The organism is Kitasatospora sp. NPDC048540 (assembly GCF_040651175.1).
Taxonomy (GTDB): Bacteria; Actinomycetota; Actinomycetes; order Streptomycetales; family Streptomycetaceae; genus Kitasatospora.
In genome coordinates this window covers 20,378-45,800 of sequence record NZ_JBEZIR010000009.1, presented here as the reverse complement: position 1 = coordinate 45,800, position 25,423 = coordinate 20,378, and the positions used below count along the sequence as shown (strand labels likewise).

The window sequence follows — 25,423 nt, the reverse complement described above, 5'->3', positions numbered from 1 at the left end:
GTTTGCCCAGGAGGAGGACCAGAAGTGACAGACACGACGAGCGGTTCCGCGCGCGGGTCGAAGGCCGGCAAGGCGACCAAGGCGGCCGGCAAGGCCCCCGAGGGCGGCCTGCGGATCGGGCGCATCTACACCACCCCTGGCGTGCACCCCTACGACGAGGTCAGCTGGGAGCGGCGCGACGTCGTCATGACCAACTGGCGGGACGGCTCGGTCAACTTCGAGCAGCGCGGCGTGGAGTTCCCCGACTTCTGGTCGGTCAACGCGGTCAACATCGTCACCTCCAAGTACTTCCGCGGCGCCGTCGGCAGCCCGCAGCGCGAGTGGAGCCTGAAGCAGATCATCGACCGGGTGGTGCTGACCTACCGCGCCGCCGGCGAGAAGAACGGCTACTTCGCCTCCCCGCAGGACGCCGAGGTCTTCGAGCACGAGCTGACCCACGCCCTCCTCCACCAGGTCTTCAGCTTCAACTCGCCGGTCTGGTTCAACGTCGGCACCAAGCAGCCCCAGCAGGTCTCCGCCTGCTTCATCCTGGCCGTCGACGACTCCATGGAGTCGATCCTCGACTGGTACAAGGAAGAGGGCATGATCTTCAAGGGCGGCTCGGGCGCCGGCCTGAACCTCTCCCGGATCCGCTCCTCCAAGGAACTGCTCTCCTCCGGCGGCAACGCCTCCGGCCCGGTCTCCTTCATGCGCGGCGCCGACGCCTCGGCCGGCACCATCAAGTCCGGCGGCGCGACCCGCCGGGCGGCCAAGATGGTCGTCCTGGACGTGGACCACCCGGACGTCGAGGCCTTCATCGAGACCAAGGTGAAGGAGGAGGAGAAGATCCGCGCGCTGCGCGACGCGGGCTTCGACATGGACCTCGGCGGGGACGACATCACCTCCGTCCAGTACCAGAACGCCAACAACTCGGTCCGGGTGTCCGACGAGTTCATGACCGCGGTCGAGAACGGCACCGAGTTCGGCCTGCGGGCCCGGATGACCGGCGAGGTCATCGAGACCGTCGACGCCAAGAAGCTGTTCCGCAAGATGGCCGAGGCCGCCTGGGCCTGCGCCGACCCGGGCATCCAGTACGACTCGACCATCAACCACTGGCACACCTGCCCGGAGTCGGGCCGGATCAACGCGTCCAACCCCTGCTCCGAGTACATGCACCTGGACAACTCCAGCTGCAACCTCGCCTCGCTCAACCTGATGAAGTTCCTGAACGACGACGACACCTTCGACGCCGGGCGCTTCGCCAAGGTGGTCGAGCTGGTCATCACCGCGATGGACATCTCCATCTGCTTCGCCGACTTCCCGACCGAGAAGATCGGCGAGACCACCCGCGCCTACCGCCAGCTGGGCATCGGCTACGCCAACCTCGGCGCCCTGCTGATGGCCACCGGCCACGCCTACGACTCCGAGGGCGGCCGCGCGCTGGCCGGCGCCATCACCTCGCTGATGACCGGCACCGCCTACCGCCGCGGCGCCGAGCTGGCCGGCGTCGTCGGCCCGTACGAGGGCTACGCCCGCAACGCGGCCCCGCACCAGCGGGTGATGAAGCAGCACGCGGACGCCAACGCGGCGGCCGTCGCGGTCGACGACCTGGACGCCCCGGTGTGGGCCGCCGCCACCGAGGCCTGGGCCGAGGTGCTCCGCCTCGGCGCGCACAACGGCTTCCGCAACGCGCAGGCCTCGGTGCTCGCCCCGACCGGCACGATCGGCCTGATGATGGACTGCGACACCACCGGTGTCGAGCCCGACCTCGCCCTGGTCAAGTTCAAGAAGCTGGTCGGCGGCGGCTCGATGCAGATCGTCAACGGCACGGTGCCGCGGGCGCTGAAGCGCCTCGGCTACCAGGACGAGCAGATCGAGGCGGTCGTCGCCCACATCGCCGAGCACGGCAACGTGGTCGACGCCCCCGGCCTGAAGCCCGCGCACTACGAGGTCTTCGACTGCGCGATGGGTGAGCGGGTCATCTCCGCCATGGGCCACGTGCGGATGATGGCGGCGATCCAGCCGTGGATCTCCGGCGCGATCTCCAAGACGGTCAACATGCCCGAGGTGGCCACCGTCGAGGAGATCGAGGAGATCTACTTCGAGGCGTGGAAGCTCGGCGTCAAGGCGCTGGCCATCTACCGCGACAACTGCAAGGTCGGCCAGCCGCTCTCGGCGAAGACCAAGACCCCGGCGGCCGCGGTGGCCGAGGCCGCCCCGGCGGCCGAGAAGACCGTCGAGAAGGTCATCGAGTACCGCCCGGTCCGCCGCCGCCTGCCCAAGGGCCGGCCCGGCATCACCACCTCCTTCACGGTCGGTGGCGCCGAGGGCTACATGACCGCCAACTCCTACCCGGACGACGGCCTCGGCGAGGTCTTCCTGAAGATGTCCAAGCAGGGGTCCACCCTCGCGGGCATGATGGACGCCTTCTCCATCGCGGTCTCCGTGGGCCTCCAGTACGGCGTCCCGCTGGAGACGTACATCTCGAAGTTCACCAACATGCGCTTCGAGCCGGCCGGTCTGACCGACGACCCGGACGTGCGGATGGCCCAGTCGATCGTCGACTACATCTTCCGCCGCCTGGCCCTGGACTTCCTGCCGTTCGAGACCCGTTCCGCGCTAGGCATCCACTCCGTCGAGGAGCGCCAGCGCCACCTGGACACCGGCTCCTACGAGCCCGTCGAGGAGGACCTGGACGTCGAGGGCCTGGCCCAGTCGGCGCCGCTGGCCGCCGCCCCCAAGCCGGCCGCCGAGCAGCCGAAGGCCGTCGCCCCGGCGACCGCGAAGGCGCACAACTCCATCGAACTGGCGGAGATCCAGCTCGGCCTGAGCGCCGACGCACCGCTGTGCTTCTCCTGCGGGACGAAGATGCGGCGGGCCGGCAGCTGCTACCTCTGCGAGGGCTGCGGCTCGACCAGCGGCTGCAGCTGACCGACACCGGAGCGCCCGGGGCCGGACCGGCCCGGGTGACCGGTACAGACGGCTCGGACGGCTCGGACGGCTCGGACGGCTCGGACGGTTCGGACGGCTCGCGGGGCTCGCGCGGGTGAGCGACCACGTCGCACGGGAGGGATCGGCTTCGGCCGGTCCCTCCCGTTCTGCTGTCCGGCGCCCGGGCCCTGCCCGGCCGCCCCGTTCCGGCGATCGCCGTGGTGGGGTGGGTGCATGATCGTGGAGACGCTCTGGGAGCGGGCACTTCATCAGTCGGGGGCGCACTCGGCGGTGGCGGCGGGCGAGGGCCTGGTGGTGGTGCACGAGCGCCGGACCCGGCTGGTCGGTCTGGACGCGGGCGACGGGGCCCCGCGCTGGGACGTGCCCGGGGGGACCTGGCCGCGCGCGGTGGTGGTCGCCGACGGGCGGTGCCTGGTGCTGCCCCAGGCGCCGGACACCCTGGACTGCCGCGACCTGGCCGACGGAACGGTGGTGTGGAGCGCCCGGCTGCCCCGGCACACCGGTCATCTGGTGGTGGCGGACGGCGTGGTGCTGGTCGGCGGGTGGCGCGGATACACCCCGCTCGCCGCGTTCGACCTGGGGGACGGGCGGCCGCTGTGGCGCGGAACGGAGCCCGTGCGTACGGGGCACCCGCTGGTCTGGGGCGGCGGGGTGCTGTGCGGCTCGGGCCTCGATGTGTGGCTGGTCGACCCGCGCACCGGCGCGGAGCTCGCCCGGTGGCGCCTGCCCGGAGCGGCAGCCCACGGGGCGGTGGCGGACGCGGAGTTGCAGCCCGTGTTCACCGCGCTCGACCCCGACCGCTGCGTGGTGCGGTGCGGCCCGCGGGCGTTGGTGCTGCTGCGGCGCTCGGCGGGGACGGCCGGGAGCTGGTTCTCGCACGACGCGGACCTGGCGGCTCGGGCACCCGAGCTGTGCGGCGCGGTGCTGTGGCTCCGGGAGCGGCGGGCCGGGTGGGTGGCGGTGGATCCGGCCGACGGACGGCGGCTGTGGACCGTGGCCGGCGGTCCCGCGTCGGCGTGGGGTGTCGCCGAGGTCGGCGGTGGCTTCGTGGTGGTCGACGAGGGCGGGTCGCTGCTGAGGCTGGACGCCGACGGCCGGGTGCTCGGGCGGCAGCCGGTGGGCCGGCGGATCTCCGCGCTGCACGGCTTGGGTGGGGGCCGGGTGGCCGTCTCGGGGAAGGGGACGCTGAAGGGGCTGGCGCTGGGGTGGGCCACGGGTGCGGCAGGGTTGTCAACGAGGGTTGACACATCCGGGTCGTCAACCTAGGTTGACATCATGAGCGAAACGAAGCAACTCGCGGAGGCCGCGGGCGGCAGCGACCCGGCCGTCGGGCTGCGGGCGGTGCGGGCCCTGCGGGACCTGGCGGACCGGCTGGAAGAGCTCCAGGTGGGCAATGCCCGTGGCCGGGGCTGGTCCTGGCACGAGATCGCGGTCTGCCTGGGGGTCACCCGGCAGGCCGTGCACAAGAAGTACGCGCGCAAGCTGTCGGGAATCGGAGAGGACTGACCATGTTCGAGCGATTTTCGGAGGGTGCTCGCCAGGTCGTGACCCTGGCCCGGCTGGAGGCCGAGCGGATGGGGCACCCGTACGTCGGGACCGAGGACCTGCTGCTCGGCGTGCTCGGCCGCAGGCCGGACCCGGCCGCGGCGGTCCTCGTCGACGCCGGGCTGGACCAGGAGGCCGCCCGCCGGGCGGTGCTGCGGCTGCTCGGCGGCCCCGGGGGCGAGGTCGACGGGCAGGCGCTGGCGGCGATCGGCATCGACCTCGCCGCGGTTCGGGAGGCGGTCGAGGCGAATTTCGGGGCGGGGGCGCTCGATCCGGCGCCCGGACCGTCCACGAACCGGCGCCGGGGTGCGATCCGGTTCACGGACCGCGCGAAGAAGACCCTGACGCTGGCCCTGCAGGCGGCCGTCGGCCGGGGGAGCCGCCGGCTGGAGGCCGGTGACCTGCTGCTCGGCCTGTTGCGTGAAGGTGGTGGGCTGGCGGTGCGGGTGGTGCGTGACGCGGGTCTCGATCCGGCGGAGGTCGAGCGGGATGTGGAGGTCGCTCTGGGGTGAATGGCGACTGTTCATGTGCAGTTGTACGGATGCAGAGGGTTCGGTTTGCACAACGGAACGTCAACTGGTCGGTTGAGTCCGTGTGCTGAATCGATATGATCTGATGACCGCGTGTACTGATCAACCGCCCGGGGCGCGCCCCTGCAGCGCACCCCGGGCGGTCGCGCGATGTCGACCGCCTGCCGCTGCCGCCTGCACCGAGGACCGGATAGATGAGAGCTCGCACGCGCCCCGCCCGCGCGGCGTACCAAGGTCGGGACCTCGGCACCGGACTATGGGCGGCCCTCGCGGTCCTGCTCGGCGTGGCCGCCGCGGCCGGCGCGGTCGCCGTCGCCCCGGCCGGACACCGGGCGGCGGTGGCCGGCACCGCGGGCGGCGCCGTCCTCGCCTGGTGCGTGCTGGTGGTGATCGCCGCCAGGCTGGCCGACCGGGCCCGCCGGGCCGAGGCCGAGCTCACCCTGGCCCGCCGGGAGCTGGCCGCGACCCAGGCCGAGAGCGCCCAGCTGCACACCGACGTCACCGCCGCCCACAATGTGGCGGCCGCCCTGCGCGCCGCGCTCGCCGAGGCCCAGGCCGGGACCGAGCACGACCGCGTCGAGCTGCACGCCCTGCGCACCGCGCTCGCCGAGGCCGACGCCGAGGCCGGGACGCTGCGCGCCGCGGTCCGCACGGCCGAGCAGGAACGGGCCGACCTGCAGGCCCTGGCCGACGAGACCCTGCCCGAGGTGATCGGCCGGCTGCGGGCCGGCGCCGCGGTCAACACCGTGCTGGCCGGCCGCCCGGCCACCGCGCACGACGCCCTGCTGCGCACCGTGGCCGAGGAGATCGGCCGGGGCGAGCGCCAGCGCGCCGCCGCGCTCGCCGTCTGCGCCACCGCCGCCGGCCGGGTCCAGGCGCTGGCCACCTCGATGCACGCCGAACTGCGCGAGATGCAGCACCGGCACGGCGACGACGTGCTCGGCGACCTGCTCGGGCTGGACCACTCCACCGCCCAGGTGGGCCGGATGGCCGACAGCATCGCGGTGCTCACCGGCGCCCGCTCGGGCCGCCGGTGGACCAAGCCGATCGCCGTGGAGTCGATCCTGCGCGGCGCGCTCGGCCGGATCGGCGCCTACCAGCGGGTCCGGCTGCACTCGGCCTCCACGGCCGCGGTGGCCGGGTTCGCGGCCGAGGGCGTGATGCACACGCTGGCCGAACTGCTCGACAACGCCGCCAACTTCTCGGCGCCCCCCGCCGAGGTGCACGTGTACGTCGAGGAGGTCCACTCGGGCCTGGTGATCACCGTCGAGGACGGCGGTCTCGGCCTCGGCGGCACCTGGCTGCGCCGGGCCGAACAGGCCGTCTCCGCCGAACCGCTGGACCTCACCGCGCTGTCCGCCGGGACCAGGCTGGGCCTGGCGGTGGTGGGCTCGCTGGCCCGCAAGCACGGCCTGTCGATCTCCTTCCGCCCGTCCGCCCGCGGCGGCACCGGCGTCGTGGTGCTGATCCCCGAACAGCTGGTCACCCACCCGAACCCGGCGCTGGCCCAGGCCCTGGCGGCCGGCACCTCCCCGGACCGGCGCGCGGCCGACCACCGCCCCGCCCTGGAGCCGCACCGCCCGGAGCCCCGCCGCGCCGAGCCGGTGCGCGCCGAGAGCCCGCGCACCGAACCCCTGCGCACCGAACCCGTGCGCGCCGGGACGCCGCTCCCCGGCGGCGCCGAGGCCGGCACCCCGGCCGACGGCGCCCCGGGCGACTCCGGTGCGGCCGGGCCCGGCGGCCTGCCCCAGCGCCGCCGCGGCTCGACCCTGACCGGCGCCACCACCGCCTCCCGCACCATCGCGCCGGCTCCGTCGGCGCAGCCCGTACGCCCCGGCGGCGCGGCCCTGTCCGCGGCCCGCTTCGGCGCCTTCCGGAAGGCCCTGCAGCAGGGGCCGGAAACCACCGACGCTCTCCCGAAGGACGATTCCTGATGAGCAGCACCGACCGTGATCTCGACTGGCTGTTGGAGAACCTGGTGAGCGGCACTCCGGGGGCGCGGCACGCCCTGGTGCTGTCGGCGGACGGCCTGAAGCTCTGTCACACCCTCGGGCTGGGCACCGACCAGGCGGACCAGCTCGCCGCCATCGCCTCCGGGATGCAGAGCCTCGCGCACGGTGCCTCGATCGAGTTCGGTGACGGGTCGGGCGGGGTGCGGCAGTCGATGACCGAGTTCCACGGCGGCATCCTGTGCATCGTGGCGGCCGGTGAGGGCGCGCACCTCGCGGTGGTCACCGACGACGACGCCGACGTGGGCGTGGTCGGGCACAACATGCACGGGCTGATCGAGCAGATCGGGGCGTACCTGAGCGCCCCGCCGCGCGAGATCGAGGCCGGGGTGTGAACGCCCCCCGGAACCTGCCGGGCCGGGACGAGGACCCCGACCGGCTCTACACCGTGACCAAAGGGCGCAGCCGCCCGCCGGAGCACGCCTTCGACCTGGTCACGCTCATCGTCACGGAGCGGGACGCGGCGCCGGGCATGCAGTCCGAGCACGCCAGGATCCTGCGGCTGTGCGCGACCCCGACCGCCGTGGTCGAGGTCGCGGCCGAGCTCGGCCTGCCGGTCAGCGTGGTGAAGATCCTGCTCGGTGACCTGCTGGAGGCCGGCACCATCACGGCCCGCCACCCCAGGTTCGCGCCGAACAAGGCCCGCCTGCCCGATCTCGACATGCTGAAGCAGGTGCTCCATGGTCTCCAACAGCTCTGACACCGTGGTGCTCGCCGACCGGGTGCCGCTGCGCAGCACCGCGGAGAACGCGCTCAAGATCGTGGTGGTCGGGGGTTTCGGGGTCGGCAAGACGACCTTGGTGGGTGCGGTGAGCGAGATCCGCCCGCTGAACACCGAGGAGACCATGACCCGGGCGGGCGAGGGGATCGACGACCTGTCGGCGGTCCGCGACAAGCGGTCCACCACGGTCGCCTTCGACTTCGGCCGGATCACCCTCAACGACCAGCACGTGCTGTACCTGTTCGGCGCGCCGGGCCAGGAGCGGTTCTGGTTCCTGTGGGACCGGCTGTTCTCCGGGGCGCTGGGCGCGGTGGTGCTGGTCGACACCCGCCGGCTGGAGGAGTCCTGGTACGCCATCGACCGGCTGGAGCAGCACGGGACGCCGTTCGTGGTGGCCCGGAACAACTTCGACGGCCCGGCGCACACCCTGGCCGAGGTCCGGGCGGCGCTGGACCTGCCGGACCACGTCCCGCTGGTGGACTGCGACGCCCGTGACCGGGAGTCGAGCAAGCAGGTGCTGATCGAGTTGCTGCGGCACCTGCACCGGCTGGCCGAAGCCCAGAGAGCTGTTGTGGAGGAGACGCTGTGACCGAGCCCGCGACCACCCCGCCGCCCGGCTGCCCGGCGCACGCCGGCGCCGCCCCGCTGTACGGGCCGCGGTTCCAGACCGACCCTTCGCAGGTCTACCAGGAGCTCCGCTCGACGCACGGTCCGGTGGCCCCGGTGGAGCTGGCCGGCGGCGTGCCGGCCTGGCTGGTGATCGGGTACCGCGAACTGCAGCTGGTGACCAGCCAGTCGAAGGTGTTCGGCCGGGACTCCGACCGCTGGCACCTGTGGCCGGAGATCCCCGCGGACTGGCCCCTGAGGCCGATGATGACCTCCGCCCCCTCGGTGATGTACGCGGAGGGCGCCGAGCACCAGCGCCGCCGGGCCGCGGTGGACGAGGCGCTGGCGTCGGTGGACCCGTACGAGCTGAAGAAGTACTGCGAGGAGATCGCCGACCGGCTGATCGACGAGTTCGCCGGGCGCGGTGAGGCGGACCTGGTGGCCGAGTACGCGCACCAGGTGCCGCTGCTGGCACTGTGCCGGATGTTCGGGCTCGGCGACGACCAGACGCCGCGGCTGATCCGGGCGCTGGTGGCGATGGTGGACGGCGGGCCCGGCGCCCAGGCCGGCGCGGTCGACCTGCTGGCGGTGATGCTGGAGCTGGTGCAGGAGCGGCGGGTGAACCCGGCCGCCGACATGACCTCGGTGCTGGTGGCGCACGAGGCCGGGCTGACCGACGACGAGATCATGCGGGACCTGCGGGTGCTGCTGATCGCGGGCCACCAGACCACGGCGTACTGGATCTCCAACGCGCTGCGGCTGATGCTCACCGACGACCGGTTCGCGGCCTCGCTCTCGGGCGGCCGGCGCTCGATCGGGCAGGCGCTCGGCGAGGCGCTCTGGGAGGACACCCCGACGCAGATCTTCGCGGGCCGCTGGGCGACCCGGGACACCCAGCTCGGCGGCCAGAGGATCGGCAAGGGCGACATGGTGCTGCTCGGGTTCGCGGGCGCCAACGCGGACCCGGCGGTGCGGCCCGACGGCGGGCGTCCGGCCGAGGGGAACCGGGCCTACCTGAGCTTCTCCTACGGGGACCACGGGTGTCCGCACGCGGCGGCCGAGGCGGCCGAGGTGATCGCGACCACGGCGATCGAGGTGCTCCTGGACCGGCTGCCGGACCTGCGGCTCGCGGTGGCGGAGAGCGCGCTGGTGTGGCGGCCGTCGGCCTGGGTGCGGGCGCTGGTGGCGCTGCCGGTGGCGTTCACGCCGGGCTACGTGGCGGACTGAACCGGCCCGCGTCCGAACCTGACCGGCCCCCGGCCGCGTTCGCCCCTGTGTCCGCCGTGGGTGCGCCCGGGCCGCCCGGTGCGGGCGCGCCCGCACGACTGCCCAAGGCCGACCGACCCGACCCGTGAGTGATGGAGAGTGAGCGGATGACCGCCCCGATCGTGATGGACCCGATCGTGATGGACCCGATGGCGAGCGACAACGTGGCGGAGGGCGCCCGGCTGCGCGCGGCCGGCGCGGTGGTGCCGGTCGAACTGCTCGGCGGGGTGCGCGGCTGGGCGGTCACCCGGCACGCGGAGGCCCGTGAGCTGCTGACCGACCACAGGCTGGTGAAGGACGCCGCGCACTGGGCGGCGTACCAGCGCGGCGAGGTGCCGAAGACGTGGCCGCTGATCGGTCTGGCGGTGCCCGGGCCGTCGATGGTCACCACGGACGGTGCCAAGCACCGGCGGCTGCGGGCGATCGTGGCGCAGGCCTTCACTCCGCGCCGGGTCGAGCTGATGCGGCCGAAGATCGAGGAGATCACCGCGAAGCTGCTGGACGACCTGGCGGCGGCCGGACCGGTGGTGGACCTGAAGACGGTGTTCGCCTTCCCGCTGCCGATGTCGGTGATCGGCTGGCTGCTCGGGGTGCCGGAGCGCGACCACGCCTACATTCGGGAGTTGTACGAGCGCTTCTTCAGCAGCACCACCGAGCCGGAGGACGTCCCGGCGACCATCGCCGCCCTGAACGCCTTCGTCACCGACCTGGTGGCGGCCCGCCGGGCCGACCCGGGCGACGATCTGACCAGCGCCCTGCTGGCGGCCGACGTCGAGGGCGGTGCGCTGAGCGACGCGGAGGCCGCGGCCACCCTGCGGGTGATCATCGCGGCCGGTCACGAGACCACCGTCAACCTGATCAGCAACGCGGTCCGGGCCCTGCTCACCCACCCCGACCAGCTGGCCCTGGTGCGCTCGGGGCAGGTCGGGTGGGCGTCGGCGGTCGAGGAGTCGCTCCGCTGGACCCCGCCGACCAGCAACTTCCTGTTCCGCTTCGCCAGCGAGGACATCAAGGTGGCGGACACCGTGATCCCGCAGGGCGAGCCGGTACTGATCTCGTACAACGCGATCGGGCGGGACCCGGCGCAGCACGGGATCACGGCGGAGGTGTTCGACCTCACCCGCGACCCGATCCGGCACCTGTCCTTCGGCCACGGCCCACACGTCTGCCCGGGCTCGCCGCTGGCCCGGCTGGAGGCCGGGATCGCGCTGCCGGCGCTGTTCGAGCGCTTCCCCGACCTCGCGCTCGCGGTCGGCGACGAGGAGCTGCGGCCGAGCCCGTCGATGGTGGTCAACAGCCTGCGGGAGCTGCCGGTCCGGCTCTGAGCCCGGCTCGGGTCCGGTGCGTGTACCGAGGGCCGGGCGCCTGCCCGGCCCTCGCTCCGCCGTGGTGCCGCAGCACAGCCGTGTTACGACTGAGGCACCGGCCGGTGAAGGTCGAACGCATGCCTTGGCCACGAATGACTGGTGGGTTAACGTCTAAAAGCCAGCGATCGCTGGGTAGACAATCTCCGGTTCAGCGCAGTGTTGTTCTGTCGTACTGCTGGCATGCCCATGCCCTGACGAGGAGGACTCATTGACCGCCACTTCGACCGCGACCGAGGGATGCCGATGAACGGGACGCATCGGCGCCGCCTGCTTGCCGTACCAGCCGTGCTCGGCTTGGTACTTGCCGCAGCCTGCTCGAACAGCTCGGGCGGGTCCGCCAAGGGTGACGGGGCGGACGCCGCCCCGCTGACCGGCGACTGCGCGAAGTACCAGGCCTATGCCGGCCACTCCGGCACCAAGGTGACGATGTTTGCGTCGATCCGCAGCCCGGAGTCGGACTCGCTGGAGAAGTCCTGGTCCGAGTTCAGTTCCTGTACGGGCATCAAGATCGTCTATGAGGGCTCCCCGGACTTCGAGTCCCAGCTCCCGGTGCGGGTGGCCGGCGGGAACGCCCCGGACTTCGCCATCGTCCCGCAGCCCGGACTGCTCGCCCAGATGGTGAAGACCGGCAAGGTAGTGAAGCCGCCGGCCCGGACCGTGGCCAACGAGGACAAGTGGAGCCCGGTCTGGAAGACCTACGGCTCGGTCAACGGCACCTTCTACGCCGCGCCGATGAGCGCCAACATGAAGTCGCTGGTCTGGTACTCGCCGAAGGCGTTCAAGCAGGCCGGCTACGAGGTCCCGAAGACCTGGGCCGACCTGATGTCGCTCAGCGACAAGATCGCCAAGGCCGGCGGGGGCAAGCCCTGGTGCGGCGGGATCGGCTCCGGCACCGCCACCGGCTGGCCGGCCACCGACTGGCTGGAGGAGGTCGTGCTCGGCACCCACGGCGGTGACGTCTACGACCAGTGGGTCAGCCACAAGCTCAAGTTCAGCGACCCGAAGATCACCGAGGCGATGCAGACGGTGGCCGGCTGGATGCAGAACCCGGCCTGGGTCAACGGCGGCATCGGCGACGTGAAGTCGATCGCCACCACCACCTTCCAGGACGCCGGGACCCCCATCCTGAGCAGCAAGTGCTGGATGCTCCAGCAGGCGTCGTTCTACCGCGCCCAGTGGCCCCAGGGCACCAGCATCGGGCCGGACGGCGACATCTTCGCCTTCCACCTCCCGGCCGTGAACCCGTCGGTCACCAACCCGGTCGAGGGCGGCGGCGAGTTCGTCACCGCCTTCTCCGACCGGCCCGAGGTGCAGGCGGTGCAGGACTACCTCTCCAGCGCCGACTGGGCGAGCAGCCGGGTCAGGGTCTCGCAGGGCTGGGTCTCCGCCAACCAGGGCGTGGACAAGAGCCTCTACACCGACCCGATCGACCGGCTCTCGGCAGACGCGCTGACCGACCCGGCGGCGACGTTCCGCTTCGACGGCTCCGACCTGATGCCCGCCGCCGTCGGCGCGGGGCAGGAGTGGAAGTCGCTCACCGCCTGGTTCGCCGAGGGACAGGCCATCCCGAAGGTGGCGGCCGACATCGACGCGGCCTGGCCGCAGTAGCCGGCCCCACCGGGCAGCGCGGGTCCACCCACCCGCGCTGCCCCCGCCGCTCTCCCGCCCGGCGTCGTCCCTGACCGCTCCGGTCGACCCCGACCTCCTCCGGCCCGCCCGCCCGTGCGGGCCGTCACCCGTGGAAGGACCTCCGTATGCCGACGGCCTCGCTCGCCACCGCCCGGCTGGCCGAATCGGCATGGGCGGACGCGTCGGTCAAACTCCTCAACAGCACCGTCGCCATGGTCGGGTTCGTGGTCGCGCTGCTGGTGGTGTTCGGCCTGACGAGTCTGGTCCGCGGACGGCTGTCCCGGCCGCTCACCATCCTGGTGCTGCTCGGGCCGGCCCTGCTGCTGCTCTTCGTCGGCCTGGTCGTGCCGCTGCTGCGGACCGTCTTCCTGAGCCTGCGCAACGACGACTCCACCCGTTTCCTCGGTGCCAAGAACTACGTCTGGGCGCTGACCACCGAGTCCGTCCAGCAGGTGCTGCAGAACACACTGCTGTGGCTGGTGGTCGCACCGCTCGCGGCCACCGGGCTCGGCCTGCTGCTCGCGCTGCTGGTCGACCGGATGAAGGGCCAGGCGGTCTACAAGTCGCTGATCTTCATGCCGATGGCGGTCTCACTGGTGGGCGCCGGCATCATCTGGAAGTTCGTCTACGAGGCCCGGGACGCCGCCCAGCCGCAGGTCGGGCTGCTCAGCCAACTCGCCGTGAGCCTCGGCTGGGAACACCCGCCGAACTGGATCCTGTCGCAGCCGCTCAACAACTTCCTGCTGATGGTGGTGATGGTCTGGGTCCAGACCGGCTTCGCCATGGTGGTGCTCTCCGCGGCGATCAAGGCCATCCCGGACGAGATCACCGAGGCGGCCCGGCTGGACGGTGCCGGGGGAGTCCGGCTGTTCTGGTTCGTCACCGTCCCGATGATCCGCACCACCCTGGTGGTGGTGCTGACCACCGTCATGATCACCACACTGAAGGCCTTCGACATCGTCCGCACCATGACCGGCGGCAACTTCGGCACCCAGGTGCTGGCCAACGAGATGTACGAGCAGTCGTTCGTGCAGTACAACGTCGGCCGCGGCAGCGCGCTCGCGGTGATCCTCTTCGTGGCCGTGCTGCCGCTGGTGGCGTACAACATCGTCCAACTGCGCAAGGAGCGTGCGACCCGATGAGCGAGACCGCAGTTGGCCGCACCGCCCGCGCCCGGGCGGCGGCGGCCGGGGTCCGGACCGCCCGCAAGTCGCTCGGCAGCCCGCTCGGCTCGCTGGTGGTGATCGTGGTGACCGTGCTGTGGACGATCCCCACCTTCGGCCTGCTGGCCACCTCGCTGCGGCCCAAGCAGGACGTGGCGAGCAGCGGCTGGTGGGAGGTGTTCGTCCACCCCGACCTGACCCTGTCCAACTACCACACGGTGCTCTTCGAGGGTGGCTTCAGCGTCAGCGGCGGCCTGATGCCGTACCTGGTGAACTCGCTGGCGATCAGCCTGCCGGCCACGCTCTTCCCGCTGGTGCTGGCGGCGATGGCGGCGTACGTGCTGGCCTGGGTGCGTTTCAAGGGGAGCGACACCGTCTTCTTCGTGATCTTCGCACTGCAGGTGGTGCCGCTGCAGATGGCGCTGATCCCGCTGCTGCGGCTGTTCTCCGGAGGTGCGCACCTCGGCTCGCTCACCATCGTCCCGGCGGTGGACCTGAGCGGGACGTACGTGCCGGTCTGGCTCGCGCACACGATGTTCGCGCTGCCGCTGGCCACCTTCCTGTTGCACAACTTCATCTCCCAGCTGCCGCGGGACCTGATGGAGGCGGCGGTGGTGGACGGCGCCTCGCACTTCAGGATCTTCACCTCGATCGTGCTGCCGCTGTGCACGCCGGCGCTCGCCTCCTTCGCGATCTTCCAGTTCCTCTGGGTCTGGAACGACCTGCTGGTGGCGCTCACCTTCGCCGGCGGGTCGGCCGACGTGGCGCCGATGACCGCCAGGCTGGCCCAGCTCTCGGGGTCGTTCGGCGGGCGCTGGGAGCTGCTGACGGCCGGGGCCTTCCTCTCCCTGATCGTCCCGCTGGCCGTCTTCTTCGCGCTGCAACGCTTCTTCGTGCGTGGTCTGTTGGCCGGTTCCGTCAAGGGCTGACCGGATTTCGGGTTGACCTGTCCCAGGAATGTGGTGATTCCAAGGACATGACCGCCTTCCAGCCGGTACACCGGTAGCGGCGATTCCGCCGCTGGTGTGGTAATCCGATCTGGGGGCTCGTGTGAGGTTCAGGAAACGTGTGTCGGGCCTGGTGGTGGCCCTGATGGCAGCTGCGGCACTGGTCGCGGCCCCGGCCCAGGCGGCTGGCACGGCAACGCTCGGTACCACCACGGTCGGCGGCTCGACCGACTCCGGTGACTCCAACCACATGAACACCTCGCGCTACGTCACGGGCTCCAACGGTGGTGCGGTCAGCAGTGTCAGCGTCTACGTCGGCGCCGTCGACGCCGCGCCCAACAACCAGTACCAGGTGGGGATCTACACCGACGCGTCCGGCAAGCCCGGCTCGCTGCTCGCCAGCAGCACCTCCGGCACGCTCAGCGCCAACAGCTGGAACACCCTGGCGCTGACGGCCACCCTCGCCCCCAACACCCCGTACTGGCTGGCCTACAACAGCAACGGCAGCTCGGCGGCGGTCAACAACCTCAAGTACGCCGGCGGCGGCACCAGCGGGTACAGCGTCGGCGGCACCGCCTTCGGCACCTGGCCGGCCGCCTTCGGCACCGCCGCGACCGAGAGCGTCAGCTTCTCGATGTACGCGACGTACACGCCGGACGCCGGCACCGTGACCCCGCCCGGCGCGGGCCCGGGCAACGAGGGGCCGATCCTGCTCGTCAGCAACCCGGCCAACCCCTACACCCGGTACTACACCGAGATCCTCAAGGCCGAGGGCCTCAACTACTACAAGGTCAGCGACCTCTCCGGGGTCTCGGCCGCCACCCTCGCCTCCTATGACGTGGTGCTGCTCGGCGAGTCGTCGCTCACCCCGGCCCAGGTGAGCATGTTCACCACCTGGACCAACGGCGGCGGCCGGCTGATCGCGATGCGGCCCGACAAGCAGCTCGCACCGCTGCTGGGCCTGACCGCGACGCCCGACACGCTCAGCGACTCGTACCTGAAGATCGACACCTCGGCCGCCCCCGGCGCCGGACTGACCGCCGACACCATGGGCTTCCACGGCACCGCCGACCGGTACACCCTGAACGGCGCCACCGCCGTCGCCACGCTCTACAGCGACGCCAACACGGCCACCGCCAACCCCGCCGTCACGCTGCGCACCGCGGGCACCGGCCGGGCCGCCGCGTTCACCTTCGACCTGGCCAAGTCCGTGGTCCAGACCCGGCAGGGCAACATCGCCTGGGCCGGGCAGCAGCGCGACTCCACCGACGGCTACGAGGCCAGCGAGATGTTCTACGGCACCGGCGGCCAGCCGGACTGGAACAACCTCGACAAGGCGCTGATCCCGATCGCCGACGAGCAGCAGCGCCTGCTCGCCAACCTGATCACCACCATGGACCTGGCCAAGAAGCCCCTGCCGCGGTTCTGGTACTTCCCGCGGGACGTCAAGGCCGTCGTGGTGATGAGCGGCGACGACCACGGCATCGGCGGCACCGTCGGCCGCTGGGACGGCTACATCGCGCAGAGCCCGCCCGGCTGCAACGTGGCCAACTGGGAGTGCGTGCGCGGCTCCTCGTACATCTACACCGACGACCCGATGACCCCGGCGCAGGCCCAGGCCTACACCGACGAGGGCTTCGAGGTCGGCGTGCACGTGACCACCGGCTGCAAGCCGTGGGGGACCGCCGCCAACCTCCAGTCCGTCTACGCCGCCCAGCTGGGCGAGTGGAAGTCCAAGTACTCCACGCTGCCGACGCCGGCCAGCAGCCGCACCCACTGCGTCGAGTGGGACGACTGGGCGACCCAGGCCAAGACCAAGCTGGCCAACGGGATCCGGCTGGACGAGGACTACTACTTCTATCCGGCCTCCTTCACCAAGGACCGGGCCGGCTACTTCAACGGCACCGGCCAGATCATGAAGTTCGCCGACACCGACGGCAGCGTCATCGACGAGTACCAGGCGACCACCCAGCTGACCGACGAGTCCGGCCAGTCCTACCCCTCGACCGTCAACACCCTGCTGGACGCCGCCTACGGCAGCCAGGGCTACTACGCGGCCCTCACCGCCAACATCCACACCGACTACGCCGCCTCCACCGCGTCCGACGCGATCATCTCGGCCGCCAAGGCCAAGGGCGCCCCGGTGGTGTCGGGCCGTCAGATGCTCACCTGGCTGGACGGGCGCAACGGCTCGGCCTTCAGCAAGATGGCGTGGAACGCCAACAAGCTCACCTTCGACATCACAGGCGGCACCAACGGCCTGCGCGCGATGGTCCCGGTGACCTCGGCGGCGGGCACCCTGACCGGCATCAGCCGGCAGGGCCAGGCGCTGACCTACCGGAGCGAGACCATCAAGGGCGTCGCCTACGCCTTCTTCGACGGCACCGTCGGCTCGTACAGCGTCACCTACGGGCAGGACACCACGGCACCGACCGTCACCGGGACCTCCCCGGCGTCCGGCGCCACCGGCGTCGCCCCGTCCTCGGCGGTCCGCTTCAACTTCAGCGAGCCGCTCAACCCGGCGACCGTGTCCGGTTCGACCGTCACCCTGAAGACCACCTCCGGCTCCACGCCGGTGGCGGGCACCGTGACGTACGACTCGGCGACCAACGGCGCGGTCTTCACGCCGTCGGCAGCACTCGCGCTGACCACCGGCTTCACCGCCACCGTGCAGGGGGTGAAGGACACCGCCGGCAACACCCTGGCCGCGCCCTACAACCTGGCCTTCACCACGGGCGGCGCGCCGCCCAAGACCATCGGCAACACGGCGGTCGGCACCCTGATCGACGACACCGACTCCAACCACATGAACGGCAGCAAGATCACTACTGGCGCCGCGCCCGTGCCGCTGACCTCGCTCAGCGTCCACGTCGGCTCGGTCAGTGCGGCCCCCAACAACCAGTACCAACTGGCCGTCTACACCGACAACGCGGGCTCGCCCGGCACCCTCGTGGTCTCCACCGCGAGCGGCACGCTGTCGGTCAACGACTGGAACACGGTGCCGGTCAGCGTCACGCTGGCCGCCAACACCACCTTCTGGCTGGTCTACAACAGCAACGGGACCACCTCCTCGGTCAACAACATGAACTACAGCGGTGGCACCGCGGGGCAGGGTGCTTACAGCAGCGGCGGGGTGCCGTTCGGCACCTGGCCGTCCGACTTCGGCCCGGCGGTCAAGGACTCGCTGGCCTACTCGCTGTACGGGTCCTACTGACCGGACCCGCTGTCGGCCCCGGAGGGGCGCCTGTGTCACAACTCTGCGACACAGGCGCCCCTCCGGGGTTTTGAACCTGTTCAGAACGATCGGTTCGGGCCTAGAGTCGCCAGGGTTCGCACGTGCCGGGCCTCCGCCCGGGCCTCCGGCGAGGCTCTGACGTGCCCGGTCGTCCTGAGGGGGAGTCATTTCCACATCGTCCAATCCACCCACTCCGTCGGAGCCCGGGGCGGAGGTGTCCGCGCCGGGTGTTGAGGCGCCCGAACCGGGTGTTGGGGTTGCTGAGGCCGGGGCTGGGGCTGGGGCCGGGGCGGGGTCCGGGGCCGGGGTCGGTTCCGCGCCCGGGGCCGCCGCGTCCGTGGGTACGCCTGTGGGTACGCCTGTAGGGGCGCCCGTGTCGAAGCCGTTCGGGGCTACGGGGGCCGGGCCTGCTGGGGCCGGAACTTCTGCCGGTGCCGGTGCCGGAGTTGGTGCGCCGCGTGCCGCTGGGCCGCAGGCCGGGCGGCCTCCGGTCCCGCCGCAGATGAATCCGTACCGCTCGCCGTACCCCCAGACGCCACCGCCGGCCTGGGTCAAGGCGACCGAGCCGCAGAAGCCCGCGTCTCCCGGCCCCTGGGTCGCTTTGGCGGGGATCGGGGCAGGGCTGGTCACGGCGTTGCTGCTCGGCGACGGACTGGGTGTCAACCTGCTGATCTGCGCGCTCGCGGCGGCCGGTGTGGCCGCGCTGACGGCCCGGTCCGCCCATCGGCGGGCCCGGCCCTGGACGCTGGTCTGGGCGGCTTCCGCGCTGGGTCTGCTGATCGTTCCGGCGGTCAGCGCCGCGGCCTGGCCGACAGCCGTGGCCATCCTCGTCGCCGCAGGGGTGGGATCGCTGGCCCTGCACGGCGGCACCCGATGGGCGGGTGTCCTGCTCGGATCGGTGGGTTTCTGGGGTCACTTGATGACCTCCGTGCCGTGGGCCGCAGCCGGGCTGCGGACGGACAACCTTCCGTCCCGCAACCGGGTGGTGCCGGTACTGAAGGCGGTGGCCGTCTCGGTGGGCCTGCTGGTCGTCTTCGGTGCACTGTTCGCCAGCGCCGACGAGACGGTGGCGAACCTGCTTGGCGACCTGACGCCCAGCATCGACGTCGACGACCTGCCATTGCGGGTCCTGCTCTTCGTGCTGGGCCTGCTGGTGGCGCTGGGGGCGGCACACACCGTCGCGGCCCCGCGCCGGTGGGACCGGCTGCCGATCGCACCGGGCAAGCCCCGAAGCCTGGTGGAATGGGCGCTGCCCATGACGGCGCTCAGCCTGCTGTTCGGCGTCTTCGTCACCGTCCAGGCGGTTGCGGTCTTCGGCGGCGGCCTCGACGCGGTCAGGACCAAGCCCGGTGTGATCCCCGCGGAGTTCGCGAGGGAGGGGTTCTGGCAGCTGCTCTGGGTCATCGTGCTCACCCTTGCCGTGGTGGTCCTCGCCGCGCGGTGGGCGCCGCGTGCGACGGCGGGGGACCGGTTGACAGTGCGGGTGCTGCTGAGCGTCCTCTGTGCGCTCACGGTCGCCGTGGTGGCCTCGGCCATGTACCGCATGCATCTGTACGTCGACGCCTTCGGGCTGACCCGGTTGCGGGTCTCGGTCGCCGCGGTCGAGCTCTGGCTCGGGGTGGTGTTCGTCCTGATCGTGGTGGCGGTGCTGATGGGCTCCCAGCGCTGGCTGCCCAGGGCCGTGGTGCTCAGCGCCGTGGTGGGTGCCGCGGTGCTCGGCCTGATCACCCCCGACTCGCTGATCGCCGAGCAGAACGTTGCCCGGTACGAGCGGACCGGCAAGGTCGACGTGGCCTACCTGCGGAGCCTGTCCGCCGACGCCGTCCCGGCGCTCGACCGGCTCACCGGCGACCGGCGGGCGTGTGCCCTGGAACTGATCAGCGCGGACCTCGCCGACGGTGCGCCCTGGTACGCGACGAGTCTCTCCGAGGCGCGGGCCCGTGCGATCCTGCGGGACCGTCCGGTGCCGCAGGACGCGTCCAAGGCCTGCCGACGGCTGGGTGTTCGGACGGGCGACGAGTATCCGTAAGCGGCAGGGCCCGTGCGGGTGGGCGGGGCGGGCGGGGTGGCGTCGGCGGGGTAGTGCCCTCGGGGCGACGCGCGGCGTGGCAGGTCGAACCGGGGCCGAGCGCCGGGGAGGGAAGGCCGGGTTCGTTGGGCGGGGCCTCTGGCTGGGATCTCAGGGCCGGGGTCTTAGGACCGGGGCCCTGGCGCCGGGATGTTGGGGATCGGGAGTCGTGGGCTGGAAGTTGGGGGCCTGAGCCACCACGGTCCGGGCCGACGGCGGGCGTGCCGGGGGGCACGTCCGCCGTCGGCGTGCGACCGGGGCCGCGTGTGGGCCCCGCGTTCGCCGACGGCGGACCGTCAGATGGCTATCCCGGCAGCTCCGTCGGCGGGCAGGTCACTCGCCTTGGCCTTGACCACGAACAGCGCCGTCAGCAGGGCGACCACGGCGAGCGCGGCGCCGACGATGAAGGCCTGGCCGATGCCGTGGGCCAGCACTGCGCTGTACCACTGGCTGCCGACCGGGAAGCCGCCGCTCTTGGCGGCGGCCGCCTGCTCCGGGGTGGCGTGAGCCATGAAGTCCGGGAACTGGGCCTTGGACTCGTCCTTGGCCGCGGAGCTGAACACCGTGGTCAGGATCGACAGGCCGAGCGCACCACCGATCTGCTGGGTGGAGTTGAGCAGACCCGACGCCGCGCCGGTTTCGTGCCCTGCCACGCCGGCAACCGCGAGCAGCATGACCGGGACGAAGATCAGGCCCATGCCGAAGCCGAACACGACCGTCGGGCCGAGGACCCCGGTGACGTACCCGCTGTCTGCCTTGAGCTGGGTCAGCCAGGTGAGGCCGACCGTCACCAGCAGGGCGCCGCTCGCCATGAACAGCTTCGGCCCGTACTTGGCCTGGAAGGCCGAGGCGATCTGCGCGGCGATGATGATGGCCACGCTGATCGGGAGGAAGGCCACGCCTGCCTTGAGCGGGCTGTAGCCGATCACCGTCTGCACGAAGATCGTGATGTAGAAGAAGATGCCGAACATGGCCGCGGCCAGGCAGAGCATCATGATCAGCCCGCCGGTGCGGTTGCGGTTGCGGAACAGGTGCAGCGGGGTGATCGGCTGGTCCGTCCGCCGCTCGATCACCACGAAGGCGAGGATCAGGACGATGCCGGCCGCGAAGGAGACGACCGCCAGACCGTCGCTCCATCCGTCGGAGGCGGCCCGGATGAAACCGTAGACCAGCCCGACCAGGCCGAGGGTCGAGGTCAGCGCACCCGGCACGTCGAAGCGGCCGTCCTGGCGCTCCGACTCGCTGATGAAGCGCGGTGCCGCGACGGCGATCAGGATCGCGATCGGCACGTTGACGAAGAACACCCAGCGCCAGTCGAGGTACTCGGTGAGCGCTCCGCCGGCCAGTAGGCCGATCGCCGCGCCGGAGCCGGCCACCGCGGAGAACACCCCGAAGGCGCGGTTCCGCTCGGGGCCCTCCTCGAAGTTGGTCGCGATCAGGGCGAACGCGGTGGGTGAACAGATGGCTCCGCCGATGCCCTGGAGGGCCCGCGCCGCCAGCAGCATGCCGGCGTCCTGCGCGATGCCGCCGATCAGCGAGGCGAGGCCGAACAGCAGCACGCCGACGATGAAGACCCGGCGACGCCCGAGGATGTCGCCGATCCGGCCGCCGAGCAGCAGCAGGCCGCCGAAGGCCAGGGTGTACGCGTTGATCACCCATGACAGGCTGGTGTCGGAGAAGCCGAGGGCGAGCTTGATGTGCGGCAGTGCGATGTTCACGATGGTGGCGTCGAGGACGACCATCAGCTGCGTGGCGGCGATGACGGTGAGGGCGAGGCCCTTGTTCGGCCGCCGCGCGGCGCCGGGTGGAGCGGACTTGCTGAGCGTTTCCGATACAGCCATTGCTGGTCCCCCTGTAGCTGGCTACTGCTGTTCGATTGGTGCTCGACTGGGTGGTGCTCCGCTGGGTCGTTCCGGACCGGCTCGTCCTCTGCCGATCCTCCGACCTCCGAGGCTTCGGGCCCGTCGGTCGGCGCGGTGGGCAGGGAGCAGCCCGGAGCCGTGCATCCCCGTGCGAGTGAACGGGTGCGTTCACTATGCGGGACGATAGTGGATCGACTATTGTGAACGCAAGCGTTCTCTAGGATTGGTGATGATGAATCAGGCGGTTGGGCGGGACACCACCGGTCCGGCGGGCTCGGGAACTCCGGCCGACGCTGGCCCCGCGGCCGGAGCAGGGCGCAGGCGCGGCAGGGCCCTGGAGGTGGCGATCTTCGAGGCGGCGCTCGACCAGCTCACCTCCGGAGGGTTCGCGCGGATGACGATGGAGGGGGTGGCCGGGGCCGCGCAGACCGGGAAGGCCGCGCTGTACCGGCGTTGGACCTCCAAGGCCGATCTGGTCGTGGACGCCCTGGGCTCAACTCTCCCACCCCCTACGGACATCCCCAACCTCGGGTCCGTCCGGGCGGAGTTGGTGCAGCTCATGGCCCATCTCGGCGAGATGATGAACTCCCGGGCCGGGACCGCGATGCGGGCCCTGATGGCCGAGCTCGACCACGAACAGGCCCTGCCGTTCAAGGGATTCGTGCTGGACCGGGTGATCGAGCCGGTCACCGGTACGATCCTCGCGATCCTCCGCCGTGGCGAGGAGCGCGGTGACGTCCGGCGCGGTGCGGCCACGTCGTTGGTCGCCGATGTCGCGCCGGCCATGATGCTGTACCGGGCGAAGGTCTGCGAGGGCCCGCTCGACGCCGGGTTCTGCACGGAGCTGGCGGAGCAGGTGCTACTTCCGATGATCAGGCCCTGATCCCTGAGGGGCGTCGCCCCGGCGGCCGGCCCCGGACGTTCGCCGGGGCGGTCCGCGAGGTCGGTCCTCCGGCCGGCTGTAGGGCCGGTCGCCGTGGTTGCCGGCCGTCCGGGCGCGTAGCGGCGAGGCCGTAGGCTGGGATCTGCCAGCCCGGAAGCGAACGGACCGAACGATGCCCTATGACCCCCCGACCCACTCCGTCGAGCGCTCGCTGCGCAGGGCCGGCGCCCGCGTGGTGGTCGGCCTGGACGAGGTCGGGCGAGGTGCCTGGGCCGGCCCGGTCACGGTGGGTGCCGCGGTGACCGGGCTGCGTCGCCCGCCCGAGGGGCTCACCGATTCCAAGCTGCTCACCGAGAAGCGCCGCACCGCGCTCGCTACGGTGCTCGCGGACTGGGTGGTGGCCTCCGCCATCGGCCAGGCCTCGCCGCTGGAGTGCGACGAGCTCGGCATGACCGCCGCCCTGCGGCTCGCGGCCAACCGAGCGCTCGCGGCGCTCCCGGTCCAGCCGGACGCGGTCATCCTGGACGGCAAGCACGATTACCTGGGCGGCCCCTGGCAGGTCCGTACGGTGATCAAGGGCGACCAGTCGTGCGTCTGCGTCTCCGCGGCCTCCGTGCTGGCCAAGGTGCAGCGAGACGCGTTGATGGCCGAGCTCGGTTCGGATCTCCCCGCCTACGCGTTCGAGGACAACGCCGGCTACCCGTCCCCGGTGCACCGCGCCGCGCTGGAGGAGTACGGGCCCACCGGACACCACAGGCTGTCCTGGGCCTACCTCGACGCGCTGCCCCGCTGGCGCCACCTCAAGCGGGTCCGTGCGGTGGAGGCGGCCGAGTCGGCGGACGAGGCGCGGGGCGAACAACTCGCGCTGGGTTTCTGACGGCTGACGTTCACTTCGGCGACGCCCTGTCAGCGCCCGAGCGCCGCGGACGGGAGCCTCGGGCCCGGATTCAGGTGTCCAAACCGTGGGGCGCCTGTGCGCATCCGACCGGCGTTTGATAGATATCCGGGTATGCCAGTCTTCCCCGAGGATCCGGAGATCCACGACAGTCTCCCGGGCCCCGGCGTTCCCTCCCCCCGCAAGCCGGACGTATCCGCCTCTCGCACGCCTGCCGCTGTGCCCGCGGGTCAGTCGCCCACGGCGCGCCCCGGGCCCCCGCGCCCGGCGCCGCCGCGTCCCGGCCCGCCGGTCCGAAACGCCCGGATCCCCAAGCCCGGCCCTGCCGCCCGGCCTGCCGCACCCGCCCCGACCGCATCGGCCCCGGTGCCCGCCGGCCCGGCCGTCCAGCTGGTCCCGGCTGCCCCCGCCCAGGCGCTGGAGCGCGCCGATGACGTGGTGGACGGGCTGCTGGAGGCCGGCCGGAGCCCCGGCGACATCCTGGTCCTGACGGTGGGCGGACCCCACCCCTGGCAGCTGCACGAGCTGTCGTTCGGCGAAGGCGCCTACTGGGCCCAGCTGGGGGAGGGCGGCGACGTCTTCTACGCGGACGCCGACACCACCCGCCCGGTGCGGCGCGAGGTCGTGGTGCTGGTCGTCAACGACACCCGCCCCGCCCGGATCGAGCAGGCGGCCCGCAAGGCGCTCGGACACGCGGCGGCCCTCCTGGTCGTCTGCGGCGACACCGCCGCTGCGGCCCCTGCCCTTCCGGAGCCCTCCGACCGCCCCGTCCCCGCGTGATCCGACGATGACGCCCTGACCAGGCGCCTGACGGCGTGGCCCCGGCCCCCGGTCCGGGGCCACGCCGTCAGGCGCGCTTCCGGTTCGCTGCCGGTGCGAATCCCGGCGGTGACGGTCAGCGGGCCGCGGAGCGACGGACGACGGCATCCAGCGGTGCCACCGGTGCGGACGACGAGAGCTGGCCCAGTGACCAGGCCGGGCCGAGCCGGCTCGTCGGGGCCGGTCGGCCGGTCCGGCCCGGGCTGCTGGCAGTCAGCGGCCAGGGGGCGGCCTCCGCGTCCCGGGCGACCCAGGTCGGCAACTCCGTCACGGTGCGCATCGGGCCGTCCACCCAGGATCCGGAGTGCGGTTCGGCGCCGCTACGGCCGTCCCCGAGCGCGTGCCAGCCGGCGGGCGTCAGTGTGAGGTAGGCGCCGCAGCGCAGCCCGTGCAGCGCCGAGGCGTCGCGCAGGGCCCACATCCAGGCGCCGTCCTGCTCGGTCCACTCCGGTCCGCCCTCGCGGCAGCGCAGCAGGACGGCCGTCCGGACGGGTGTGGCCAGCCGCAGGTCGTGCGGGGTGATCCGGCGCAGCTGGCCGAGGATCGCGTTTCGGTGGTGCCAGCCGTCGGTGGCGTGCGGTCTACCGGTGAACGAGGCCGACGCGACCACCCGGTCCAGCGGGTCGAGCACGGTGAGCACGTTCGTGCCCGGCTGGGGGAGGTGTCGTTGGTGCAGTTCGGCGACGAACGCGCCCGGTGCTCCCGGCAGTGTGACGCCGGACCCGGCCCAGGTCTCCAGGTCGATCGTCCGCGCGCCGTCGCAGGGGGTCTGACCTCGGTCCATACCGTTGATCACGATCCTCCTTCCCGGGCCCGCAGGCGCGCAGGTGCGGGCGTACGCCGAGGGCCTGGTCCGCGGACCGGGCTGTGGATACCGCCCAATTCTCGGGTCAGACCGGGTCGAGCGGCAACGATGAAATGACGAACGCCGCCCGAAAGCCGGTGTT

At 72.1% G+C, this 25,423-nt stretch carries 20 protein-coding genes; 18 read left to right on the top strand and 2 right to left on the bottom strand.

What is annotated here, in order from left to right; all coding sequences use genetic code 11:
* Positions 1 to 24: 24 nt before the first annotated feature.
* The 15 genes from AB0D08_RS06300 to AB0D08_RS06230 all read left to right on the top strand — a co-directional run bounded on the left by AB0D08_RS06300 (position 25) and on the right by AB0D08_RS06230 (position 19,978).
* The gene (locus AB0D08_RS06300) at positions 25 to 2,910 is read left to right on the top strand and encodes a vitamin B12-dependent ribonucleotide reductase (RefSeq protein ID WP_359886454.1); all 2,886 of its coding nucleotides are present in this window, start codon (positions 25 to 27) and stop codon (positions 2,908 to 2,910) included.
* A gap of 234 nt (positions 2,911 to 3,144) precedes the next feature.
* Positions 3,145 to 4,197, top strand: coding sequence for a PQQ-binding-like beta-propeller repeat protein (locus AB0D08_RS06295; protein ID WP_359886452.1), 1,053 nt, complete (start codon positions 3,145 to 3,147; stop codon positions 4,195 to 4,197).
* Between the two features lie 9 nt (positions 4,198 to 4,206).
* Entirely contained in the window at positions 4,207 to 4,437 is a 231-nt protein-coding gene (locus AB0D08_RS06290) for a hypothetical protein (RefSeq protein WP_033819012.1), read from the top strand.
* A 2-nt stretch (positions 4,438 to 4,439) separates the two neighbouring features.
* Complete coding sequence (locus tag AB0D08_RS06285; RefSeq protein WP_359886449.1) at positions 4,440 to 4,988, top strand: Clp protease N-terminal domain-containing protein; 549 nt, start codon at positions 4,440 to 4,442, stop codon at positions 4,986 to 4,988.
* Between the two features lie 212 nt (positions 4,989 to 5,200).
* On the top strand, positions 5,201 to 6,940 hold the full coding sequence (locus tag AB0D08_RS06280; protein ID WP_359886446.1) for an ATP-binding protein: 1,740 nt from the start codon (positions 5,201 to 5,203) through the stop codon (positions 6,938 to 6,940).
* Positions 6,940 to 7,350 carry a roadblock/LC7 domain-containing protein gene (locus AB0D08_RS06275; protein WP_033818680.1) on the top strand — a complete coding sequence of 137 codons (411 nt, stop codon included), beginning with the start codon at positions 6,940 to 6,942 and terminating at the stop codon, positions 7,348 to 7,350. Before AB0D08_RS06280 ends, AB0D08_RS06275 begins: the two co-directional genes overlap by 1 nt.
* On the top strand, positions 7,347 to 7,715 hold the full coding sequence (locus AB0D08_RS06270) for a DUF742 domain-containing protein (RefSeq protein WP_359886443.1): 369 nt from the start codon (positions 7,347 to 7,349) through the stop codon (positions 7,713 to 7,715). The genes AB0D08_RS06275 and AB0D08_RS06270 overlap by 4 nt, the downstream gene beginning before the upstream one ends.
* Positions 7,696 to 8,325, top strand: a complete 630-nt coding sequence (locus AB0D08_RS06265) for an ATP/GTP-binding protein (protein ID WP_359886440.1) — start codon at positions 7,696 to 7,698, stop codon at positions 8,323 to 8,325. Before AB0D08_RS06270 ends, AB0D08_RS06265 begins: the two co-directional genes overlap by 20 nt.
* Positions 8,322 to 9,569, top strand: coding sequence for a cytochrome P450 (locus AB0D08_RS06260; RefSeq protein WP_033818678.1), 1,248 nt, complete (start codon positions 8,322 to 8,324; stop codon positions 9,567 to 9,569). Before AB0D08_RS06265 ends, AB0D08_RS06260 begins: the two co-directional genes overlap by 4 nt.
* A gap of 146 nt (positions 9,570 to 9,715) precedes the next feature.
* Positions 9,716 to 10,933 (top strand): cytochrome P450, encoded by a 1,218-nt coding sequence (locus AB0D08_RS06255; protein WP_033818677.1) that lies wholly within the window; start codon positions 9,716 to 9,718, stop codon positions 10,931 to 10,933.
* 285 nt (positions 10,934 to 11,218) lie between these two features.
* Complete coding sequence (locus AB0D08_RS06250) at positions 11,219 to 12,583, top strand: ABC transporter substrate-binding protein (RefSeq protein ID WP_033818676.1); 1,365 nt, start codon at positions 11,219 to 11,221, stop codon at positions 12,581 to 12,583.
* Between the two features lie 146 nt (positions 12,584 to 12,729).
* Positions 12,730 to 13,746, top strand: coding sequence for a sugar ABC transporter permease (locus AB0D08_RS06245; protein WP_033818675.1), 1,017 nt, complete (start codon positions 12,730 to 12,732; stop codon positions 13,744 to 13,746).
* Positions 13,743 to 14,696, top strand: a complete 954-nt coding sequence (locus AB0D08_RS06240) for a carbohydrate ABC transporter permease (RefSeq protein ID WP_359886435.1) — start codon at positions 13,743 to 13,745, stop codon at positions 14,694 to 14,696. Before AB0D08_RS06245 ends, AB0D08_RS06240 begins: the two co-directional genes overlap by 4 nt.
* 163 nt (positions 14,697 to 14,859) lie before the next feature.
* Entirely contained in the window at positions 14,860 to 17,928 is a 3,069-nt protein-coding gene (locus AB0D08_RS06235) for an Ig-like domain-containing protein (protein ID WP_359886433.1), read from the top strand.
* A gap of 523 nt (positions 17,929 to 18,451) precedes the next feature.
* Complete coding sequence (locus AB0D08_RS06230; protein WP_082526283.1) at positions 18,452 to 19,978, top strand: DUF4173 domain-containing protein; 1,527 nt, start codon at positions 18,452 to 18,454, stop codon at positions 19,976 to 19,978.
* A gap of 335 nt (positions 19,979 to 20,313) precedes the next feature.
* Here AB0D08_RS06230 and AB0D08_RS06225 read toward each other — a convergent pair whose 3' ends face one another.
* Entirely contained in the window at positions 20,314 to 21,858 is a 1,545-nt protein-coding gene (locus AB0D08_RS06225) for an MFS transporter (RefSeq protein ID WP_033822450.1), read from the bottom strand.
* A gap of 361 nt (positions 21,859 to 22,219) precedes the next feature.
* On the opposite strand from AB0D08_RS06225, the gene AB0D08_RS06220 reads away from it, so the two are divergent.
* The 3 genes from AB0D08_RS06220 (at position 22,220) to AB0D08_RS06210 (ending at position 24,437) form a co-directional block, all read left to right on the top strand.
* Positions 22,220 to 22,762, top strand: coding sequence for a TetR/AcrR family transcriptional regulator (locus tag AB0D08_RS06220; RefSeq protein ID WP_233289176.1), 543 nt, complete (start codon positions 22,220 to 22,222; stop codon positions 22,760 to 22,762).
* A gap of 172 nt (positions 22,763 to 22,934) precedes the next feature.
* On the top strand, positions 22,935 to 23,639 hold the full coding sequence (locus AB0D08_RS06215) for a ribonuclease HII (RefSeq protein WP_033822451.1): 705 nt from the start codon (positions 22,935 to 22,937) through the stop codon (positions 23,637 to 23,639).
* 384 nt (positions 23,640 to 24,023) lie between these two features.
* Positions 24,024 to 24,437: a hypothetical protein gene (locus AB0D08_RS06210; RefSeq protein ID WP_233289177.1), complete on the top strand. Its 414-nt coding sequence runs from the start codon at positions 24,024 to 24,026 to the stop codon at positions 24,435 to 24,437.
* A gap of 115 nt (positions 24,438 to 24,552) precedes the next feature.
* Here AB0D08_RS06210 and AB0D08_RS06205 read toward each other — a convergent pair whose 3' ends face one another.
* Positions 24,553 to 25,260, bottom strand: a complete 708-nt coding sequence (locus tag AB0D08_RS06205) for a hypothetical protein (protein ID WP_359886428.1) — start codon at positions 25,258 to 25,260, stop codon at positions 24,553 to 24,555.
* Between the last annotated feature and the right edge of the window lie 163 nt (positions 25,261 to 25,423).

What these genes read in the sequence shown, in the direction of transcription:
- AB0D08_RS06230 (WP_082526283.1), top strand. Translation starts at nt 18,452, where the DNA reads ATGAATCCGTACCGCTCGCCGTACCCCCAGACGCCACCGCCGGCCTGG.
- AB0D08_RS06250 (WP_033818676.1), top strand. Translation starts at nt 11,219, where the DNA reads ATGAACGGGACGCATCGGCGCCGCCTGCTTGCCGTACCAGCCGTGCTC.
- AB0D08_RS06275 (WP_033818680.1), top strand. Translation starts at nt 6,940, where the DNA reads ATGAGCAGCACCGACCGTGATCTCGACTGGCTGTTGGAGAACCTGGTG.
- AB0D08_RS06295 (WP_359886452.1), top strand. Translation starts at nt 3,145, where the DNA reads ATGATCGTGGAGACGCTCTGGGAGCGGGCACTTCATCAGTCGGGGGCG.
- AB0D08_RS06235 (WP_359886433.1), top strand. Translation starts at nt 14,860, where the DNA reads ATGGCAGCTGCGGCACTGGTCGCGGCCCCGGCCCAGGCGGCTGGCACG.
- AB0D08_RS06255 (WP_033818677.1), top strand. Translation starts at nt 9,716, where the DNA reads ATGACCGCCCCGATCGTGATGGACCCGATCGTGATGGACCCGATGGCG.
- AB0D08_RS06280 (WP_359886446.1), top strand. Translation starts at nt 5,201, where the DNA reads ATGAGAGCTCGCACGCGCCCCGCCCGCGCGGCGTACCAAGGTCGGGAC.
- AB0D08_RS06240 (WP_359886435.1), top strand. Translation starts at nt 13,743, where the DNA reads ATGAGCGAGACCGCAGTTGGCCGCACCGCCCGCGCCCGGGCGGCGGCG.
- AB0D08_RS06285 (WP_359886449.1), top strand. Translation starts at nt 4,440, where the DNA reads ATGTTCGAGCGATTTTCGGAGGGTGCTCGCCAGGTCGTGACCCTGGCC.
- AB0D08_RS06225 (WP_033822450.1), bottom strand. Translation starts at nt 21,858, where the DNA reads ATGGCTGTATCGGAAACGCTCAGCAAGTCCGCTCCACCCGGCGCCGCG.
- AB0D08_RS06245 (WP_033818675.1), top strand. Translation starts at nt 12,730, where the DNA reads ATGCCGACGGCCTCGCTCGCCACCGCCCGGCTGGCCGAATCGGCATGG.
- AB0D08_RS06265 (WP_359886440.1), top strand. Translation starts at nt 7,696, where the DNA reads ATGGTCTCCAACAGCTCTGACACCGTGGTGCTCGCCGACCGGGTGCCG.
- AB0D08_RS06215 (WP_033822451.1), top strand. Translation starts at nt 22,935, where the DNA reads ATGCCCTATGACCCCCCGACCCACTCCGTCGAGCGCTCGCTGCGCAGG.
- AB0D08_RS06290 (WP_033819012.1), top strand. Translation starts at nt 4,207, where the DNA reads ATGAGCGAAACGAAGCAACTCGCGGAGGCCGCGGGCGGCAGCGACCCG.
- AB0D08_RS06205 (WP_359886428.1), bottom strand. Translation starts at nt 25,260, where the DNA reads ATGGACCGAGGTCAGACCCCCTGCGACGGCGCGCGGACGATCGACCTG.